This is a genomic window from Pseudomonas sp. B23(2017) (genome assembly GCF_002113725.1).
Lineage (GTDB): Bacteria > Pseudomonadota > Gammaproteobacteria > Pseudomonadales > Pseudomonadaceae > Aquipseudomonas > Aquipseudomonas putida_Z.
On the sequence record NZ_NEJM01000006.1, the window covers coordinates 155,517 to 173,100 of the forward strand.

Sequence of the window (17,584 nt, forward strand, 5' to 3'; positions counted from 1 at the left end):
CAGGAACCCCCAATGTTCAGGCTTGTGGTAATCCTGTGGGAGCTGGCTTGCCGGCGATAGGGCCAGTACCGGCAACCCCATAGGCCACCCCATGCAACCAATCCCCTACTGGCGCCTGTCCAGCTTCTATCTGTTCTACTTCGCCCTGCTCGGTTCCACCGCCCCGTTCCTGGCGCTGTACTTCGACCACCTGGGCTTCTCTCCGGCACGCATCGGCGAGCTGGTGGCCATCCCCATGCTCATGCGCTGCATCGCCCCCAACCTGTGGGGCTGGCTGGGTGACCGCACCGGCCAGCGCCTGCTGATCGTGCGCCTGGGCGCATTGTCGACCCTGGCCACCTTCGCCCTTATCTTCCTTGGCAAAAGCTACGCCTGGCTGGCGCTGGTCATGGCCCTGCACGCGTTCTTCTGGCATGCGGTGCTGCCGCAGTTCGAGGTCATCACCCTGGCCCACCTGCACGGGCAAACCGCGCGCTACAGCCAGGTGCGCCTGTGGGGCTCGATCGGCTTCATCCTCACCGTGGTCGGCCTGGGCCGGCTGTTCGAGTGGCTGAGCCTGGATATCTACCCGGTGGCGCTGGTCACGATCATGGCCGGCATCGTCGCCGCCAGCCTGTGGGTACCCAATGCCCAGCCGGTGGAGCAGGGCGAGCGCAGCGGCGCGGGCGGCTTCCTGCAGCAGCTGCGGGCGCCCGGGGTGATCGCGTTCTACGCCTGCGTGGCACTGATGCAACTCAGCCATGGACCGTACTACACCTTCCTCACCCTGCACCTGGAACACCTGGGCTATGCCCGGAGTGCCATTGGCTTGCTGTGGGCACTGGGGGTAGTGGCCGAAGTACTGGTGTTCATGGCCATGAGCCGCATCTTCGCGCGCTTTTCGGTGCAGCAGGTGCTGTTGGCCAGCTTCGTGCTGGCGGCGCTGCGCTGGCTGTTGCTGGGCAACCTGGCCGGCGAGCCGGCGGTGCTGGTGTTCGCCCAGGTGCTGCATGCTGCCACCTTCGGCTGCTTCCATGCCGCCAGCATCGCTTTCGTCCAGGCAAGCTTCGGCGCCCGCCAGCAGGGCCAGGGCCAGGCGCTGTATGCGGCGCTGTCGGGCACTGGCGGTGCGCTGGGGGCGTTGTATTCGGGTTACAGCTGGAAACTGCTGGGGCCCACCTTCACCTTTGGTATGGCCAGTGCCGCAGCCTTGGCTGCAGCCGTTATCATTGCCCTTTGTTCGCAACCGACCAGGACCCGCCCCTGATGAGCATTCTCAGCGTTTTCCACCCCTCCAGCCCGGAACTGCCGAACAAGGTGCTGACCCACCACGACGACATCGCCGCCACCCTGGCCGAGCAGGGCGTGCGCTTTACCCAGGCCGGGCATGGCCTGCGGGTGCGCCCGGGTACGGCCCAGGACGAGGTGCTGGAGGCCTGCCGCGACCACTTGGACCAGTTGATGACAGCGCATGGCAGCAAAGCCTTCGTGGTGCTCAACCGTGACGGCGAGGCCCCGGCGCAGGTGGACGTGCGCGATGAGCATGTGCATGACGCCGACGAGGTGTTTGCCGTGATCAGCGGGCGGGCGCAGGTTGGCCTGCGTTTGGGGGATTGGGTGTATTCGGTGCTGTGCGAGAAGGGTGACCAGCTGGTGGTGCCAGCGGGGACCCGGCGCTGGGTCGAGCTGGGCGATGCGCCGTTTTGCCTGGCGTTGCGTTTGTATGGCAGCGAGCAGGGGATGCAGCCGAGGTTTACCGGGGATGTGACTGCGCGGGCGTTTCTGGGCATTGATGAGTTGTGATGGCTTTGCCGGCCTCTTCGCGGGCTCGCCCGCTCCCACACGGATAGCGCTGCCCTCAGGCTCGGCGATATCCCTGTGGGAGCGGGCGAGCCCGCGAAGAGGCCAGATCAACCAACACAGAACTCAGCGATAAGTCGGCAAGGCAAACCGCTGCTGGCTCTGCAGCATCGAAATCACCGGCAACTCGCTGGCCTGCTCGGCCAAATCCCGGCGAATCGCACTGATCGCCCACGAAAGCTGTTCGGCACTGTGCAATTGCGTATAGGTCAGTACCCGGCGGGTGACCTTGCCATCAGCAGCGCGCAGGGTCAGCAGCACACCGCCGTCGGGTCGGGCCTGGGTATTCACCTGGTAGGCCGAAAATACCGAAACGAACTTTTCCTGGATGAGGTCCATATCAACTCCTGGCTGTTGCGTGGCAGACGTGAGTTGATGGTTGCAGTGACCGTGCCAGGAAGTTTTTTCTGAAAAATCCCTTTAAATTCAGTTGGTTACGTATTTTTTTTCGAAGCGCTGTCGTGCAAGCTGCACGGTCGTGCATTTTGCACAGTGCATATTGCACGACCCGTGGCCAGCTATCGCCCCGATAGAATCTGAACCTTTGACCCGGCAGCCTTGCCTGACAAAGACTTGGGCAACGATTTCTGCCAGGAGGTTCCAAATGTCCAGCCAACCCACGCCTGCCACCATGACCGACGACGAAACCGCCGCCTTCGCCGAGCAGGTGTTCGAACGTGCTCGCCAAGGCGATGCCGAGATGCTCGGGCGCCTGCTTGCCAGCGGCCTGCCGGCCAACCTGCGCAACCACAAGGGCGACACCCTGCTGATGCTGGCCAGCTACCACGGCCACCACGACGCAGTGCGCGTGCTGCTGGCGCATGGCGCCGACCCGCTGATTGCCAACGATAACGGTCAGCTACCCATCGCCGGTGCCGCATTCAAGGGCGACCTGGCCATGATCCGCCTGTTGCTGGAGCACGGCGTACCGGTGGACGCCGCCGCGCAGGATGGCCGCACCGCGCTGATGCTGGCGGCCATGTTCAACCGCAGCGAAATCCTCGACTACCTGCTGGCCCAGGGGGCCGACCCGGCCCGTCAGGATGCCCGTGGTACCACCGCGTTGATGGCAGCGCAAACCATGGGGGCCGTGGACGCCGCAGCGCGCCTGCAAGTGCTGGCTGGCTAACCGCAAGGGGGCATTTGCGGCTATCCTTGGCGACTTTTCACCCGTCGCAGGCCCCCTTTCATGAAAACTCAGTTGCTCGAATTCATCAGCCTCATTGGCGCTGGCTGCATGCGCGAGGAAGACATCGAGCGCATCGCCGACGAGGCCGCCCAGGCCTACGCCGACCCCGCCGCCTTCCTGGCCGCCAACCCCGACATCAACTACGACGACAGCTTCCCCATCCCGCTGGGCGAATGGGTGGTGCTGGGCAGCCTGCCGGACACCGTGGTGTTCCAGGCCGACAGCTACCAGGACCTGTTCCAGGAGATCAGCGATTCGTTCGACCAGAGCGTGCCGTTCACCCTCAAGCCCAAGCAACTGGCCCGCACCGAGCCGCTGACCGCACTCAACCGCATCCAGGTGCAGATGGGCGCGCTGAACAAAGAGGCGGGTGGTTATGTGCTGCTCAACTTCAGCCAGTTGCTGGATGACGAGCTGCAGATGGTGATGGTGGGGCAGAACGACCTGGCGCGGGTGCTGGAGCTGGGGGCAGAGGTGGGGATCAAGGTCGAGCCGGCCCTGGAGGCATTGAAAGTGGCTGTACACATCTAAAGGCTGATGGCCCTATCGCCGGCAAGCCAGCTCCCACAGGATCACCACAGAGTTCGAAACCTGTGCTGTACCTGTGGGAGCTGGCTTGCCGGCGATAGGGCCGGTACAGTCAGCCCAGAACTTCAGCCCAGCGCGGTATCGAGGAACATCATCACCGCAAACCCACCCATCAACCCCAGGGTCGCCGCTGTCTGGTGCCCATTGCGGTGGGTTTCGGGAATCACCTCGTGGCTAACCACAAAGATCATCGCCCCCGCCGCCAGCCCCATGCTCACCGGGTAGGCCAGGGCAAAGCCGGTTGAAATCCCCAGGCCGATCACCGCACCCAGCGGCTCCATCAGCCCCGACCCGATTGCCACCAGTGCAGCCTTCAGGTTCGACAACCCGGTAGCGCGCAAGGCCAGCGCCACGGCCAGCCCCTCGGGGATGTCCTGGATGGCGATGGCGCTGGTCAGCGGCAGGCCGATGTTCATGTCGCCATTGGCAAAGCTCACGCCAATGGCCATGCCCTCAGGCAGGTTGTGCAGGGTAATCGCCAGCACGAACAACCAAACCCGGCTGATGCGCTCGGCCTCCGGGCCGCACGGGCCGGTGCTTTCGTGTTCATGCGGGGTGAAGCGGTCCAGGCCCAGCATCAGCAGCACGCCCAGGCCCATGCCCAGCACCACGGTAAAGGCCGCGGCCGGGCCGTTGCCGGTAATTTCGCGGGCGGCATCCAGGCCCGGCAGAATCAGCGAAAACGAACTGGCCGCCAGCATCATGCCGGCAGCAAAACCCAGCATCACATCCTGGGTGCGCGCCCTGACATCGCGCAGCACCACCGCCAGCACCGCGCCCAGCGCCGTGGCGCCAAAGCCGGACAACCCGCCTAGTGCGGCCAGGTGCAGGTTTTCGGCGTGGTCGCCGTTCACTGCGTTCCACAGGCTTGCCCCCAGCAGTACCAGTACCACCAGCAGGCTCAGGGCCAGGCCGGCACCTATCCATGGGTTGTCGTGCATCTGTTGGCGCCAGGCGCTGACGGGCGAGGGCAGGGCAACGGGGTGGGTATGAGCGGGGGGCATGGCAACCTCGAAATCGATGGATACAGCAGTTTAAGCAGTGACCCACGCAAACGGCCAAGGATTCCCTTCTATCGACGTGATAGCTGGCTATGCTGTGGCAAAGCCTCTGGACAGGAGTTTAGGCATGGGGTCGACGTTCAACAGCCTGGTCGGGCTGATCATTCTGGCGCTGGATATCTGGGCCATCCTCAATGTGATCAAGAGTGGTAGCGAAGTGGGCATCAAGGTGTTGTGGATCCTGCTGATCGCCTTGCTGCCGGTGGTGGGCCTGGTGATCTGGGCGATCGCCGGGCCGCGGGGGAATGTGCGGATCTGAGTGCCTGTACAGGCCCTATCGCCGGCAAGCCAGCTCCCACAGGTACCCACAATGCCAGGGCCTGTGGTGATCCTGTGGGAGCTGGCTTGCCGGCGATAGGGCCGGAACAGACAAAAGCGGCAACACCCCCGTGACAAAATTTTCACATTGGTTTAAACAGAATCCGCACCCGCACAATGCTGCGTTGGTATACACCTGCGCCATCTCCGCAAACCCGCAATCCTAGGACCTTCCCATTCATGGCTAACCCGGACGCCTTGAAGCAACGGGGCGCGCGAGCGTCGTTCTCGCCCACCCTGAAATCCCACCTGGCCTACACGCTGCTCAGCGGCCTGGTGATCATGCTGATGCTCAGCCTCGTGCGCCTGGCGCTGCTGGTCTACAACAGCGACATGATCGGCGACACCCCCAATGCGACCGTCGCCGAAGGCTTCCTCAACGGCTTGCGCTTCGACCTGCGGGTGGTGGTGTACATCAGCATTCCGCTGCTGCTGGCCATCCTCAGCCCCTGGGCCATGGCCCGGCGTGGCCTGTTCCGTTTCTGGCTGACCATCACCTCGAGCGTGGTGATGTTCCTCGGCCTGATGGAGATGGACTTCTATCGCGAGTTCCACCAGCGCCTCAACGGCCTGGTGTTCCAGTACATCAAGGAAGACCCGAAAACCGTGCTGAGCATGCTCTGGTACGGCTTCCCGGTGGTGCGCTACCTGCTGGCCTGGCTGTTCGGCACCTGGCTGCTGAGCCTGCTGTTCAAGGGCATCGACCGCATGACCCGTGGCAATGGCGACGGCGAGGTCACCCTGCAGCGCCGCGCGGCGCCGTGGTACAACCGCCTGGCGGTGTTCATGGTGATCCTGCTGGTGGCCGTGGTCGCCGCCCGTGGCACCCTGCGCCAGGGCCCGCCGATGCGGTGGGGTGATGCCTTCACCACCGATTCCAACTTCGTCAACCAGCTGGGCCTGAACGGCACCCTGACCCTGATCGATGCTGCCAAGAGCCGCTTCGGCGAAGACCGCGCCAACATCTGGAAGCCGGTGCTGGAGCAGGACGTGGCCACGCAGAGCGTGCGCGAGCAGCTGCTGACCGCCAATGACACCCTGGTCGATGCCGACGAGGCTGCAATCCGCCGCGACTTCGTGCCGCCGGCCGAGCGCACCCTGCCGATCAAGAACGTGGTGGTGATCCTGATGGAAAGCTTCGCCGGCCACTCGGTGGGCGCGCTGGGCAGCCCCAACAACATCACCCCGTACTTCGACAAGCTGGCCAAAGAGGGCCTGCTGTTCGACCGCTTCTTCTCCAACGGCACCCATACCCACCAGGGCATGTTCGCCACCATGGCCTGCTTCCCCAACCTGCCAGGCTTCGAATACCTGATGCAGACCCCGGAAGGCGGCCACAAGCTGTCCGGCCTGCCAGCCTTGCTCAGCGCCCGCGATTACGACGACGTGTACGTCTACAACGGCGACTTTGCCTGGGACAACCAGTCCGGGTTCTTCGGCAACCAGGGCATGACCACCTTCATTGGCCGTAACGACTTCGTCAACCCGGTGTTCTCCGACCCGACCTGGGGCGTGTCCGACCAGGACATGTTCGACCGCGGCGCCGAAGAGCTGGCCAAGCACGATGGCAAGAAGCCGATCTACGCGCTGCTGCAGACCTTGTCCAACCACACCCCGTACGCGCTGCCCAAGGACCTGCCGGTAGAGCCGGTAACCGGCCAGGGCCGCCTGGACGAGCACCTGACCGCCATGCGCTATTCGGACTGGGCGCTGGGGCAGTTCTTCGAGAAGGCGCGCAAGGAGCCGTACTTCAAGGAAACTCTGTTCGTCATCGTTGGCGACCATGGCTTTGGCAACCACCAGCAGGTCACCGAGCTGGACCTGGGCCGCTTCAACGTGCCGCTGCTGCTGATTGCCCCGGGCATCCAGGAGAAGTTCGGTGGGGTCAACCACACCGTGGGCACCCAGGTCGACATCGTGCCGACCATCATGGGCCGCCTGGGTGGCCAGGCCCGTCACCAGTGCTGGGGCCGCGACTTGCTCAACCTGCCTGAGGGCGACCAGGGCGTGGGCATGATCAAGCCATCGGGCAGCGAGCAGATCGTCGGCCTGGTGCAGGGCGACCGCATCCTGATCGAGTCCAAGGACATGACCCCGCGCATGTACCGCTACCAGTTGGGCAGCGAGTTCAAGGCCGAGCTGATCGAAAGCCCGGACCAGCCGGAAATGCTGAAGAAGCTGGAAGCGTATATCCAGACCGCGACCAAGAGCTTGCTGGATAACACTGCCGGTGTAGTGCACGGCACGCCGAAGTAAGGCTGCAACAGGGGCCGCTATGCGGCCCATTCGCGGCGGTTCGACGCATCGATGAACCCGCTCCCACAGGGATTTCACAGGGTCTGAGGGCAGTGATATCCCTGTGGGAGCGGGTTTACCCGCGAAGAGGCCGGCACAGACTGAACATTCTCCCCACCTCAAGGTCACTTGTTTCAGGCATCACACACCCGGTGTTCGTTGACTTAGAGGGTTCGTTCAATGAAAGAGTGGGAAGTCATCTTTGCCGACCAGAAGGGCGTGCTCACCACCCTGACGCTGCACGGCGACCAGTGCCCCAGCGAGGAGGACGCCGCGCGGGCCATCCGTTCGCACCTGTTCCCGGTGATGGACGAGCTGGACCTCAACGACTTCCAGGACCGCACTGTTTCACCCACCGCACGCTGGCTCAAGGAACAGAGTGGCGTGACCATCACCAGCATCCACGAAACGCCCTGAACCACACGTTTGCGTGGTGCACTGGCAGGCACTACGCTGCAAGAAGGTGCCGGCCTATTCTGCGGGTCGGCACCGCATCCCTTCGCGTCTTGCATCAGCTCGAACTGCCCGGCCGCTGCCGGCAGGTGCGTAGTGCACGGAAAGTCTATCCATCGCATTATTCAGGAGGACGTTTCATGAGCAGCCAGAACGACGATATCAGCAGCAACGTCCTGCGCCAGATGAAGGCAGGCGGTTTCGACTTCACCCAGATCCACCCCATCGAGTTCTACGCCATATTCCCCGACGAAGCAGGGGCCCGCCGCGCGGCCGGGCAGTTTCGCGGTGAATCGCTGAATGCCCAGGTCAAGGAGCTGGGCGACGGTGCCTGGCATCTGGAGCTGAGCAAGGTCATGTATGCCACCCATGGCGGGATTGGCGACTTCGAAGAGGCCTTCGAGCAGCTGGTGACACCTTATGGCGGTGAGGTGGAAGGGTGGGGGGTCAAGCAGGAGCGGCCCATAGCCTGAGATTTTGGGAATTTGGGGCCGCTTTGCGGCCCATCGCGACACAAGGCCGCTCCTACAGGCGTGCGCGTACCCTTGTAGGAGCGGCCTTGTGTCGCGAAAGGGGCGCAAAGCGCCCCCAGGTTCTCAAGGCCTGCGCCCAGCCATATGCCTCAAATAGGCCAGCAATTCATCCAGCTCCGGTTCACTCAAGACACTATCTGCAAACCCCGGCATCTTCGCCTGCGGCCACTGCCGCAGGCTCTGCGGGTCACGAATCAGCTGGCGAAGATATTCCGGCCGAAAATACTCGGTCGGGTTATGCGGCACATTCAGGTCCGGCCCCACCTGCGCATCCCCCGCGCCATTCAGCCTATGACACGCCAGGCAGTTCTGCTGGAACAAGGCAAAGCCCCGGCGCACCGGGCTGTCGGCCGGCAGCTTCGGGTCGGGCAGCAGCGCCGGAAAACGCGCCTCGACAGAAGCCAGTTTGCGAATCGTTGAAATCTGGAACGGCCACTGCTCCGGGCGGATGCCGCTTGCCTGCGGTGCAGTCCACACCAGGTAGAACGGCCCCGCACTTGGCTTGCCCTGGCCCAGTGGTGGCCACGGCCGGCCCGGCTCCTCCACCGCCAGCCAGGCCTGTGCCGGCCCGTGCTGCAACAGTGGCGCCGCCGGCATTTCGGCGGCAAAACCGTCCAGCGCCACCGCCTGCAGGTGGTCGCTGGCGTTCACGCCATCCAGCAGCGCGGCCAGCGGCACCGCCCGATAATGCATGGGCTGCTTGTAGGAAACGTCCTGGTCGATGCTGATGTCCCGGGCCTGCGGGTGCTCGAGCAGTTCGGCACTGCTCCACTGGCGCGTCGTGGCGCCCAGTTCAAGGTGCAGTTGCGCCGCCGACAGCGGCAGGCTCAGAAGCAACACTAACAGTGCAAGGCAGTGGCGCATGGATAATCTCCGACCATCAAGGCCAGCAGGTTACCTGTGCGTTGCCTGTTGGCGCCACAGCGGCAGTCAGCCGAACAAACGTGTGAGGTTCGGCAGGATCAGCAGCAAAGTCGTGGCGAAGAGAATGAGCCCAGCTTGGCGAATTTTCGATTGTCTGAACATGGCGGACCGCCTTCTTGTTGTTATTCCTGAATACCCGTTGGCTTCCCTGTCGCGCTTCGGGTCGATCGCAGTGGCGTTGCGTTACGCCTGAACTGCCTGCCTCTTGAAAGTGGATATACAACCAACAGTAGGGTGTGCGTCATCCATGTTTGAGAACCCTTTGTTCTAATACCGTAGTTCGTTGATTTCGTCTGGCTATGAGGCCAAGTGCCAGCCGGCTGGCATGCTCTGGCTAGACGGTGGCGCAAGTGCCAGCAGTGCACCGACGAAATGTGACCGTTCGTCAGTGCGGCCTACTTGCTTGTACGTGCCTTTCGCGTCAGTCTCTACAGCAGATTCCCACCCATGTCGTTCAGGACTACCCCTATGTCGTTACGCATCTGCATCCTTGAAACCGATGTCCTGCGACCGGAGTTGACCGCGCAGTACCAGGGCTACGGCAGGATGTTCGAGCAGCTCTTCTCGCGTCAGCCGATCGCCGCCGAGTTTCGTGTGTACAACGTGATGAATGGCGATTACCCCGCCGACAACGAAGTGTTCGATGCCTACCTGGTGACGGGCAGCAAGGCCGACTCGTTTGGTACCGACCCGTGGATCCAGACCCTCAAGGTCTACCTGCTGAAGTTGTACGAGCGTGGCGAGAAGCTGCTGGGTGTGTGTTTCGGCCACCAGTTGCTGGCGTTGACCCTGGGTGGCAAGGCCGAGCGTGCCGAGCAGGGCTGGGGCGTGGGTATCCACCGCTATTCGCTGGCGGCCCATGCGCCGTGGATGGACCCGGAGGTGTCGGAGCTGACCTTGCTGATCAGCCACCAGGACCAGGTGACCGAGCTGCCGGAAGGCGCCACGGTGATCGCCTCCAGCGATTTCTGCCCGAACGCTGCGTACCACATTCGTGACCAGGTGCTGTGCTTCCAGGGGCACCCCGAGTTCGTGCACGACTACTCCCGCGCACTGCTCGATGCGCGCCAGCAGTATCTGGGTGATGAGGTGTATCACAAGGCCGTGGCCAGCCTGGCCACCGAGCACCAGGGCGACCTGGTGGGGGAGTGGATGTTGCGGTTTATCCAGCAACCGGTGAGCAAAGATACCGCAGCGTGATGGCTGGGGGCCGCAAAGCGGCCCCGACAATCTCAAAGCCAGCCAGATTTCTTGAAGCTGGCATACAACGCGGTACAGCCCAGCCCGATCACACCCAGCACCCCGAAGTACCCATAGTGCCACCCCAGCTCCGGCATGTTCTGGAAGTTCATCCCGTAAACCCCGGCAATTGCCGTGGGGAACGCCAGGATCGCCGCCCAGGCTGCAAACTTGCGCTGCACGATGCTCTGCCGTGACGACTCCAGCAGCATGCCGATCTCGATGGTCTGGCTGGCGATGTCGCGGATGCCTGCCAGGTCCTCCATCTGCCGCGTCACGTGGATCTGCACATCACGGAAGTATGGGCGCATGTTCTTGTCGATGAACGGGAAGCTCAGGCGCTGCAGTTCCTCGCTCACTTCCACCATCGGTGCCACGTAGCGGCGCAGGCGCAGGATGTCGCGGCGCAGGCTGTGCAAGCGGCGGATATCGTCCTCTTGCAGCGAACCGCCAAGCACGCTCTGCTCCAGCTCTTCGATCTCGCCATGAATGGCCTCGCTGACCGGCTGGTAGTTCTCGGTGACAAAGTCGAGCAGGGCGTACAGCACGAAGTCTTCGCCGTGCTCCAGCAGCAACGGCCGCGCCTCGCAGCGCTGGCGCACCAGGGCATAGGATTTCGAGTGGCCGTTGCGGCAGGTGATGATGTAGCCGTTGCCGGCGAAGATGTGGGTTTCGATGAACTCCAGCTTGCCTTCGTGGCGCACCGGCGAGTAGGTGACGATGAACAGGGCGTCGCCAAAGGTTTCCAGCTTGGGCCGGCTGTGCTTTTCCAGGGCGTCTTCGATAGCCAGTTCGTGCAGGTTGAACTGGCACTGCAGGTTGGCCAGCTCCTCTGCGTTGGGCTCTTCCAGGCCGATCCATACAAAGTGCCCCGGCTTGCGCGCCCACTCGCTGCCTTCATCGATGCTGATATTGGTGACCTTTCTGCCGGCGCTGTACACCGCCGATGCCACGACTCGACCCATGGTTGTTCGCTTATTCCGGTTGGACACGGGTTACAGCTTGGGCTGTAGTGGGCTCAAGAGCAACCTAGCGCTTGGCCAGTTCCCCTTCCATGCGGTCGATGCATTGTTGCATCTGCCCCCGGCACTGTTCGATCAGCGCCGGCAGGTCCTGCAGGGTCATGCCCGCCGTGGCGATCGGTGGCAGCGAGCGCACGATCACCGTGCGCTGGCGCCAGCTGTTCAGGCTCAGGCGCCCGGCATAGCGGCTGACGCATACCGGCACGATCGGCACACCGGCCTCGATGGCCATGTGAAACGCGCCTTTCTTGAAGGCCAGCAGGTGCTCGCCGGGATTGCGCGTGCCTTCGGGGAAAATCCAGATCGAGGTATCGTCCTGCAGCACCCGAGTGGTCTTCTGCATGGCCTTGCGTGCCTGGTAGGCGTTCTTGCGGTCGACCAGCACGTTGCCACCCAGCCAGAACAGCTGGCCGAACAGCGGGATCCAGCCCAGGCTTTTCTTGCCGATGGCGACGGTGCGCTGCGGCACCACCTGGCCTAGCACGAACAGGTCGAAGTTGGACTGGTGGTTGGCGACGATCACGCAGCCTGGCGGCTGGTCCCACAGCGGACCGACTTCGGCCTTGACCCTGATACGCATCAGCCAGGTGGCCGGCAGGCTGTAGAGGCGGGCGAACACGCGGCTGTTGTCGGGGTTGAAGGGACGGCACAGGCCAATGACCAGGCCCAGGGTACCAACCACAAGGAAATGCAGCGCCAGCAGGAACATGCGCATTGAATAAAGCATGGTACGACTCACACCAGACAGTCGCCGGGCAGTGTACGGATGTGCACTGGTTGGGGCAAACCCTGGAGCAAGCCTGTACTGGCCCTTTCGCGGGTGAACCCGCTCCCACAGGTACCTCATTGCTCTTGAGGCCTGCGATATCCCTGTGGGAGCGGGTTCACCCGCGAAGAGGCCGCTACGGTCAACCTGTATAGTGCTGGTCCAGCTCGATCGCCTTGTCCAGCGCTTCCAGCAGCCCTTTGCGCACCTTCAGCTTGGTGTTCTTGTGCGCCAGCATGTTCAGCTTCTTCAGCTCCCGCGCTTTCTCCAGTGCTGCATCCTGCAACTGCTCGGCCGGCACTACCTTGTCGAGGAAGCCTGCGTCCACCGCGCCCTGCGGGTCAAACACCTCGGCATTGATCACCGAGCGGTGGAAGGCCGAGCGGCGCAGGCGGTCGCGGGCCAGTTCGATACCGGCATGGTGCATGGTCATGCCGATCTGCACTTCGTTCAGGCACACCTTGTACGGCCCTTCGACGCCAATGCGATAGTCGCCCGACAGCAGCAGGAAGGCACCCTTGGCCACGGCATTGCCCGGGCAGGCGACTACCACCGGGAACGGGTGCGAAAGCAGGCGGCGGGCGAGGGTGGAACCGGCGGTGACCAGGCTGACTGCTTCCTTGGGGCCGCTGGTCATCACCTTGAGGTCGTAGCCGCCAGACAGGATGCCGGGCTGCCCGGTGATGATCACCACCGCGCGCTCTTCAGTGGCGCGGTCTAGCGCGGCGTTGAAGGCGGTGATGACGTCTGGCGAGATGGCGTTGACCTTGCCGTTGTTCAGGGTCAGGGTAACGATGCCGTCTTCGGCGTGGTAGGTAATGAGCTCGCTCATGGCAGAGTCCTTTTGTTGGCGTGGCGACGACGTTACCCAGCGCCAGGGGCGAGGTAAAGCAGTAAGGCTGACTGGTCGGTCAGCGTTCGCCGGGGCTCAAATGCAAATGCATGAAAAAATTGAAAAAAATGCTTGCCAAAGGGAAGGTCTTTCACTAAATTAGCGCACCTCGACAGGCTGCAAGGCTTGAAGAGAAACGGTGAAGTGTCCGAGTGGTCGAAGGAGCACGCCTGGAAAGTGTGTATACGAGAAATCGTATCAAGGGTTCAAATCCCTTCTTCACCGCCACATTCTACGAAGAGCCCCCGAGCTGAGAAGCCGGGGGCTTTTTGTTTTTGGCGCCTTTGGGGGCCGCTTTGCGGCCCTTTCGCGACACAAGGCCGCTCCTACAAGCGTGCGCGGCCCCCTGTAGGAGCGGCCTTGTGTCGCGAAAGGGCTGCAAAGCAGCCCCAAAAAATCTAGAAGCTGACCGAAGCCGAAAGCCGAGCCGTCCGCGGCGCCCCCTGGAACAGGTAGTTATCCCCCAGGTAATCCCCCACATCGCGCCAGTAACGCTTGTCGAACACGTTGTCCACAGTCAGGCGCAGCACCGTGTCATACCCCCCGATACGCGTGCGGTAGCGGCTACCCACATCGAACACTGTATACCCACCAACTTCCACATTCCCCGCCTGGCTCGCATACTTGCTGGCGCTGTAGCGCGCCCCGCCCAGCAGTGCCAAGCCCGGTACCGGCAGGGTGTATTCCGCCTGCAGCGCTGCCCGGAACCTGGGCACGTTGATCGCCTGGTGGCCTTCATAGGCATCGGTGTCGCTGTTCTGCACCCGCGCCCGAATCGCCGCAGCGCTGGCCTGCACCTGCAGGTTCGAGGTCACCCAGCCGCTGGCGCCCAGTTCCAGGCCGGTGTTCTTCTGCTGGCCTTGCTGCACGTAGGTGAAAGTGCCGGCGCCGTCCGGGCGCGCGTACTGGTATGCCTGGCGTATCTGGAACAGTGCGGCGCTGAAGCTCAGGCCTTGCCAGTCATGCTTGAGGCCCAGTTCCAGTTGGTGCGAGGTCGTCGGTGCCAGGATTTCGAATCTGTTCTCGGCGAACCACGGTGCGGTGCCGCCTGCCGACAGGCCTTTGGAATAACTGGCATATACCGTGGTATCCGGCTGCGGCTTGTAGATGAGCGCGGCGTTGGGCAGCAACTCGTACTGCCGGGTATGGCGACCGGCAACGCCTTCCTCATTCCAGGTTTTCTCGTCCAGGCGTACTTCACGGGCACCCAGTACGGTCTGCCAGTGCTCGTTGAAGCTGATGCGGTCGCTCACGAACAACCCGTACTGGCGGCTGTCCAGGCGACGTTCGCTAGACCTGATGGGCTTGTCGGATGGATCAAAGGCCGGTGCACCCGTGTAGATGTTGCCTGTACCTACCCATTCCATATAGCTGGGGCGCTGATCCAGCGTGCGCCGCTGCGCACTGGTGCCCACGGTCAGCTCATGCCCCACGCCCAGCGCATCGAAACGCCCGTTGAGCATCGCCTGCGCCTCGTCGGTACGGCGGGTGTCGTCGGGGCTGCGGAAGTCGTAGATGTCGTAGTCGCCGTTGCTGCCGAAGAACGCGCCTTCGCTCGAGCCCCAGGCAAACGAGCTGTAGTCATCGATCACCACCTTGCTGCGCGAGGCGCTCAAGGTCCCGGTCCAGGCTTCGTTGAAACGGTACTCGAAGCGCCCACCCAGGTTCAGCGAATCGTTCTGCACCGGCTTGGCCCAGTGCTGGTAGGCCAGGCGGTCGTCGGGGTCGATGCCATGGGGTACTTCGCTGCCACCGAGCAGTTGGTAACCCGGCACCGAGCGCTGTTCGCGGTGTTGGTATTCGGCATCCAGCTGCAGGGTGGCATCCGGGTTGATCTGCCAGTCGAAGGCCAGCGAGGCGAAGTCGCGCTTGCCGTCGGCGTGGTCTACGTAAGAGCGGATGTCTTCATGGGCCAGGTTGGCCCGCAGGCCGAACTGCCGCTCGCTGCCGAACCAGCCGCCCAGGTCGGTGGCCAGATAGCGTTCGCCTTGTTCGTTGGTCGAGACCGTGACGCTGCGCACGTCTTCGGCGCGCTTGGTCACGTAGTTGATCAGGCCGCCCGGCTCCGACACACCGCTCTGCAGCCCGGACAAACCCTTGAGCAGCTCTACCTGCTGCTTGTTCTCCAGGGCCACGTTCTGCTCGCCGGCGATGGTCTGGCCATTGATGCGGTAGCTGCTGGCAGCATTCAGCTCGAAGCCGCGCACGTTGAAGTTTTCGTAGTAGCCGATGGGGGCGTAGCTTTCGCCCACCGAGGCGTCGCTTTGCAGCACCTCGCTGAGCTGGCGCACCTGGCGGTCTTCCAGCAGTTGCTGGCTGAACACGCTGATCGAGGCCGGGGTGTCGAGCAGGGGCGCGGGCTGGAAGCCGCCTACTGCTGCCTGGCGTGCCTGGTAGCCGTCGTTGGTGTAGGTGTCGGACACCTGCAGCGGGGCCAGTAGCACGCTGTCTTCGGCAAGCACATGGGGGCAATGCAGGGCCAGGCCCAGGCTGAGCAGGCTCAGGGGCAGGCGGGGGTGACGCGGGGGCATGCGGTGGGGCTCCTGGATGCGCGACACCTGTGCCGGCCTCTTCGCGGGTGAACCCGCTCCCACAGGGATATCACTATCCTCAGGTGCAGTGATATCCCTGTGGGAGCGGGTTCACCCGCGAAGAGGCCGGCACAGGCCATGAAAAAGGCGGCATCTTACAGCCGCCTTCAACATAAAACGATCCGGGCTCTGCGATATCCAGTCAGCCTTTGCGGGCCGGCCGCCTGTGCTGCCGCCAGTTGTCATCGATCTTCGACCAGGTCTTGCCATCGGTAATGGCCATGAGCTTGCGCCCGTCCTTGAAGGTGGCCAGGAAGGTGGCTTCCTCTTCCTTGCCACCCAGCCACAGCCCGGCCAGCAACCCCACCGGCCCGGCCACCAGGGCCCCGGCCACGCCCCAGCCCAGGGCACTGCCCAGGCTACGGCTGGATTCCAGGCTGGCCAGCCGCAGCTCGCTGATGCGTGCCAGGGAAATCCGCTCGCCCGGCGAGGGGCTGCGCGGGGTCTTGAGTGTGAGCGATCCATTGCGATACTCGCCTTCGCCTTGCAAGAAATCGCCGGATTGCACCGTGAGTCTTGTCATAACGTCGTCCTGTCAGGGAAAGGGCATTGACCAGCGCCTACTGAGCGCTGCCCGGGCAGGCAAGTCAACGGCCATGCGACGGAGGGTCGTGCGGTGCATTGTCGCCCAGGTCAATGGACTTCAGGCCACCTGCAAAGCGTTCTTGCGCTTGCGCTCGGCCAAACCCCACGCCAGCAACGCCAGCCCGCCAATCACCAACCCGGCCACCACAATCCCCATCCAGCCCTGGCGCTGGAACAACTGCGTGCCCAGCAACGACCCCAAGGCCCCGCCAATGAAGTAGCAGGTGATATACCCGGCATTCAGCCGTGTGCGCGCTTCCGGCCGCAGGGCAATCACCGCGTTCTGGTTGCTCACGTGCACCAGCTGCACTGCCAGGTCGAGCATCAGCACGCCCAGCAGCAAGGCCAGCAACGATTGCTCGGCAAAGCCCAGCGGCACCCACGACAGCAGCAATACCACCAGGCCCACGGTGGTGCCCAGCGAACCCTTGCCACGGTCGGCCAGGCGCCCGGCCCAGTTGGCCGACAGCGCACCCGCTGCACCGGCCAGGCCGAACAGGCCTATCACCGCGTCCGAATAGTGGTACGGGCCTTTCGCCAGCAGGAACGCCAGTGGCGTCCAGAACAGGGCGAACAGGCTGAATGCCAGCAGGCCGAGCAGCGAGCGCAGGCGCAGCACCGGTTCTTCAACGAACAGGCGGAACACCGAGCCGATCAGCGCCGGGTATTTCAGCCCGGCATGGCTGTGGTGTTGCGGCAGGCTGCGGTACAGCGCCACGGCGGTGATGGCCATCAGCACTGCAGCCAGCACGTAGATGCTGCGCCAGCCACCCAGTTCGGCCATGAACCCGGCGGCGGTACGTGCCAGCAGGATGCCCAGCAGCAACCCGCTCATCAACGTGCCGACCGCGCGCCCGCGCTGGTGTGGCTCGCTGAGGGTCGCGGCCATGGGCACGAGGATCTGCGCCACCACCGAGAACAGCCCGGTCAGCGCCGTACCAAGGATCAGCCAGGGCAGGCTCGGTGCGCAGGCGCTGATGATCAGGCCCAGGGTGGAAATGGCGGTCATCACGGTGATCAGCCGGCGCTGCTCGAACAGGTCGCCCAGCGGTGCCAGCAGCAACAGGCCGGCGCCATAGCTCAGTTGCGCGGCAATGACGATGCTGCCGGCACTGGCGGTGCTCAGGCCGAACTGCTGGGCGATGCTGTGCAGCAGTGGTTGCGCATAGTAGTTGCTGGCCACGGCCAGGCCGGTGGCGGTGGCCATCAGCAGGATCAGGGCGCGGCTGAGAGTGGGGGCGTTCATGCAGTTCTCGTGGCGGGCAGGAGTAAAGGGGGGATTATCGGAA

Annotated in this window: 18 protein-coding genes and 1 tRNA gene; 10 read left to right on the forward strand and 9 right to left on the reverse strand. The window is 63.5% G+C overall.

Annotated features, from left to right (window positions below):
• The first annotated feature begins 91 nt into the window (after window positions 1-91).
• On the forward strand, window positions 92-1,246 hold the full coding sequence (locus CAG46_RS12405) for an MFS transporter (protein WP_085617735.1): 1,155 nt from the start codon (window positions 92-94) through the stop codon (window positions 1,244-1,246).
• The gene (locus tag CAG46_RS12410) at window positions 1,246-1,782 is read left to right on the forward strand and encodes an oxidase (protein WP_085617737.1); all 537 of its coding nucleotides are present in this window, start codon (window positions 1,246-1,248) and stop codon (window positions 1,780-1,782) included. The genes CAG46_RS12405 and CAG46_RS12410 overlap by 1 nt, the downstream gene beginning before the upstream one ends.
• Window positions 1,783-1,905: 123 nt before the next feature.
• Here the strand turns inward: CAG46_RS12410 and CAG46_RS12415 are convergent, their stop codons facing one another.
• Complete coding sequence (locus CAG46_RS12415) at window positions 1,906-2,178, reverse strand: DUF3509 domain-containing protein (protein ID WP_025338158.1); 273 nt, start codon at window positions 2,176-2,178, stop codon at window positions 1,906-1,908.
• Between the two features lie 265 nt (window positions 2,179-2,443).
• Between CAG46_RS12415 and CAG46_RS12420 the strand changes: the two genes are divergently transcribed.
• Window positions 2,444-2,968, forward strand: a complete 525-nt coding sequence (locus tag CAG46_RS12420) for an ankyrin repeat domain-containing protein (RefSeq protein ID WP_025338159.1) — start codon at window positions 2,444-2,446, stop codon at window positions 2,966-2,968.
• 60 nt (window positions 2,969-3,028) lie between these two features.
• On the forward strand, window positions 3,029-3,559 hold the full coding sequence (locus CAG46_RS12425) for a hypothetical protein (RefSeq protein WP_085617739.1): 531 nt from the start codon (window positions 3,029-3,031) through the stop codon (window positions 3,557-3,559).
• Window positions 3,560-3,681: 122 nt separating this feature from the next.
• Here CAG46_RS12425 and CAG46_RS12430 read toward each other — a convergent pair whose 3' ends face one another.
• Complete coding sequence (locus tag CAG46_RS12430; protein ID WP_085590062.1) at window positions 3,682-4,620, reverse strand: ZIP family metal transporter; 939 nt, start codon at window positions 4,618-4,620, stop codon at window positions 3,682-3,684.
• Window positions 4,621-4,744: 124 nt separating this feature from the next.
• On the opposite strand from CAG46_RS12430, the gene CAG46_RS12435 reads away from it, so the two are divergent.
• From CAG46_RS12435 to CAG46_RS12450, 4 genes are all read left to right on the forward strand, one after another.
• Window positions 4,745-4,936, forward strand: coding sequence for a PLDc N-terminal domain-containing protein (locus CAG46_RS12435; protein ID WP_012271091.1), 192 nt, complete (start codon window positions 4,745-4,747; stop codon window positions 4,934-4,936).
• A gap of 239 nt (window positions 4,937-5,175) precedes the next feature.
• Window positions 5,176-7,251, forward strand: a complete 2,076-nt coding sequence (locus tag CAG46_RS12440; RefSeq protein ID WP_085617741.1) for an LTA synthase family protein — start codon at window positions 5,176-5,178, stop codon at window positions 7,249-7,251.
• Window positions 7,252-7,470: 219 nt separating this feature from the next.
• Window positions 7,471-7,707, forward strand: a complete 237-nt coding sequence (locus tag CAG46_RS12445; RefSeq protein WP_025338164.1) for a hypothetical protein — start codon at window positions 7,471-7,473, stop codon at window positions 7,705-7,707.
• 176 nt (window positions 7,708-7,883) lie between these two features.
• The gene (locus tag CAG46_RS12450) at window positions 7,884-8,216 is read left to right on the forward strand and encodes a ribonuclease E inhibitor RraB (RefSeq protein WP_003260395.1); all 333 of its coding nucleotides are present in this window, start codon (window positions 7,884-7,886) and stop codon (window positions 8,214-8,216) included.
• Between the two features lie 123 nt (window positions 8,217-8,339).
• Here the strand turns inward: CAG46_RS12450 and CAG46_RS12455 are convergent, their stop codons facing one another.
• Window positions 8,340-9,140 (reverse strand): cytochrome c, encoded by an 801-nt coding sequence (locus tag CAG46_RS12455; protein WP_085617743.1) that lies wholly within the window; start codon window positions 9,138-9,140, stop codon window positions 8,340-8,342.
• Between the two features lie 528 nt (window positions 9,141-9,668).
• On the opposite strand from CAG46_RS12455, the gene CAG46_RS12460 reads away from it, so the two are divergent.
• The gene (locus CAG46_RS12460) at window positions 9,669-10,400 is read left to right on the forward strand and encodes an amidotransferase (RefSeq protein ID WP_075044094.1); all 732 of its coding nucleotides are present in this window, start codon (window positions 9,669-9,671) and stop codon (window positions 10,398-10,400) included.
• A 32-nt stretch (window positions 10,401-10,432) separates the two neighbouring features.
• Here the strand turns inward: CAG46_RS12460 and CAG46_RS12465 are convergent, their stop codons facing one another.
• From CAG46_RS12465 to CAG46_RS12475, 3 genes are all read right to left on the reverse strand, one after another.
• Window positions 10,433-11,404 (reverse strand): magnesium and cobalt transport protein CorA, encoded by a 972-nt coding sequence (locus tag CAG46_RS12465; protein ID WP_015269363.1) that lies wholly within the window; start codon window positions 11,402-11,404, stop codon window positions 10,433-10,435.
• A gap of 64 nt (window positions 11,405-11,468) precedes the next feature.
• Window positions 11,469-12,188 carry a 1-acyl-sn-glycerol-3-phosphate acyltransferase gene (locus CAG46_RS12470; protein WP_085617745.1) on the reverse strand — a complete coding sequence of 240 codons (720 nt, stop codon included), beginning with the start codon at window positions 12,186-12,188 and terminating at the stop codon, window positions 11,469-11,471.
• 181 nt (window positions 12,189-12,369) lie between these two features.
• Window positions 12,370-13,059: a crotonase/enoyl-CoA hydratase family protein gene (locus CAG46_RS12475; protein ID WP_085617747.1), complete on the reverse strand. Its 690-nt coding sequence runs from the start codon at window positions 13,057-13,059 to the stop codon at window positions 12,370-12,372.
• Window positions 13,060-13,257: 198 nt separating this feature from the next.
• Between CAG46_RS12475 and CAG46_RS12480 the strand changes: the two genes are divergently transcribed.
• A tRNA-Ser gene (locus CAG46_RS12480) sits at window positions 13,258-13,347 on the forward strand.
• A gap of 170 nt (window positions 13,348-13,517) precedes the next feature.
• Here the strand turns inward: CAG46_RS12480 and CAG46_RS12485 are convergent.
• From CAG46_RS12485 to CAG46_RS12495, 3 genes are all read right to left on the reverse strand, one after another.
• Window positions 13,518-15,650: a TonB-dependent siderophore receptor gene (locus CAG46_RS12485; protein ID WP_085707964.1), complete on the reverse strand. Its 2,133-nt coding sequence runs from the start codon at window positions 15,648-15,650 to the stop codon at window positions 13,518-13,520.
• Between the two features lie 202 nt (window positions 15,651-15,852).
• The gene (locus CAG46_RS12490; protein WP_025338170.1) at window positions 15,853-16,233 is read right to left on the reverse strand and encodes a hypothetical protein; all 381 of its coding nucleotides are present in this window, start codon (window positions 16,231-16,233) and stop codon (window positions 15,853-15,855) included.
• 120 nt (window positions 16,234-16,353) lie between these two features.
• Complete coding sequence (locus tag CAG46_RS12495; RefSeq protein WP_085618111.1) at window positions 16,354-17,541, reverse strand: MFS transporter; 1,188 nt, start codon at window positions 17,539-17,541, stop codon at window positions 16,354-16,356.
• Window positions 17,542-17,584 lie beyond the last annotated feature (43 nt).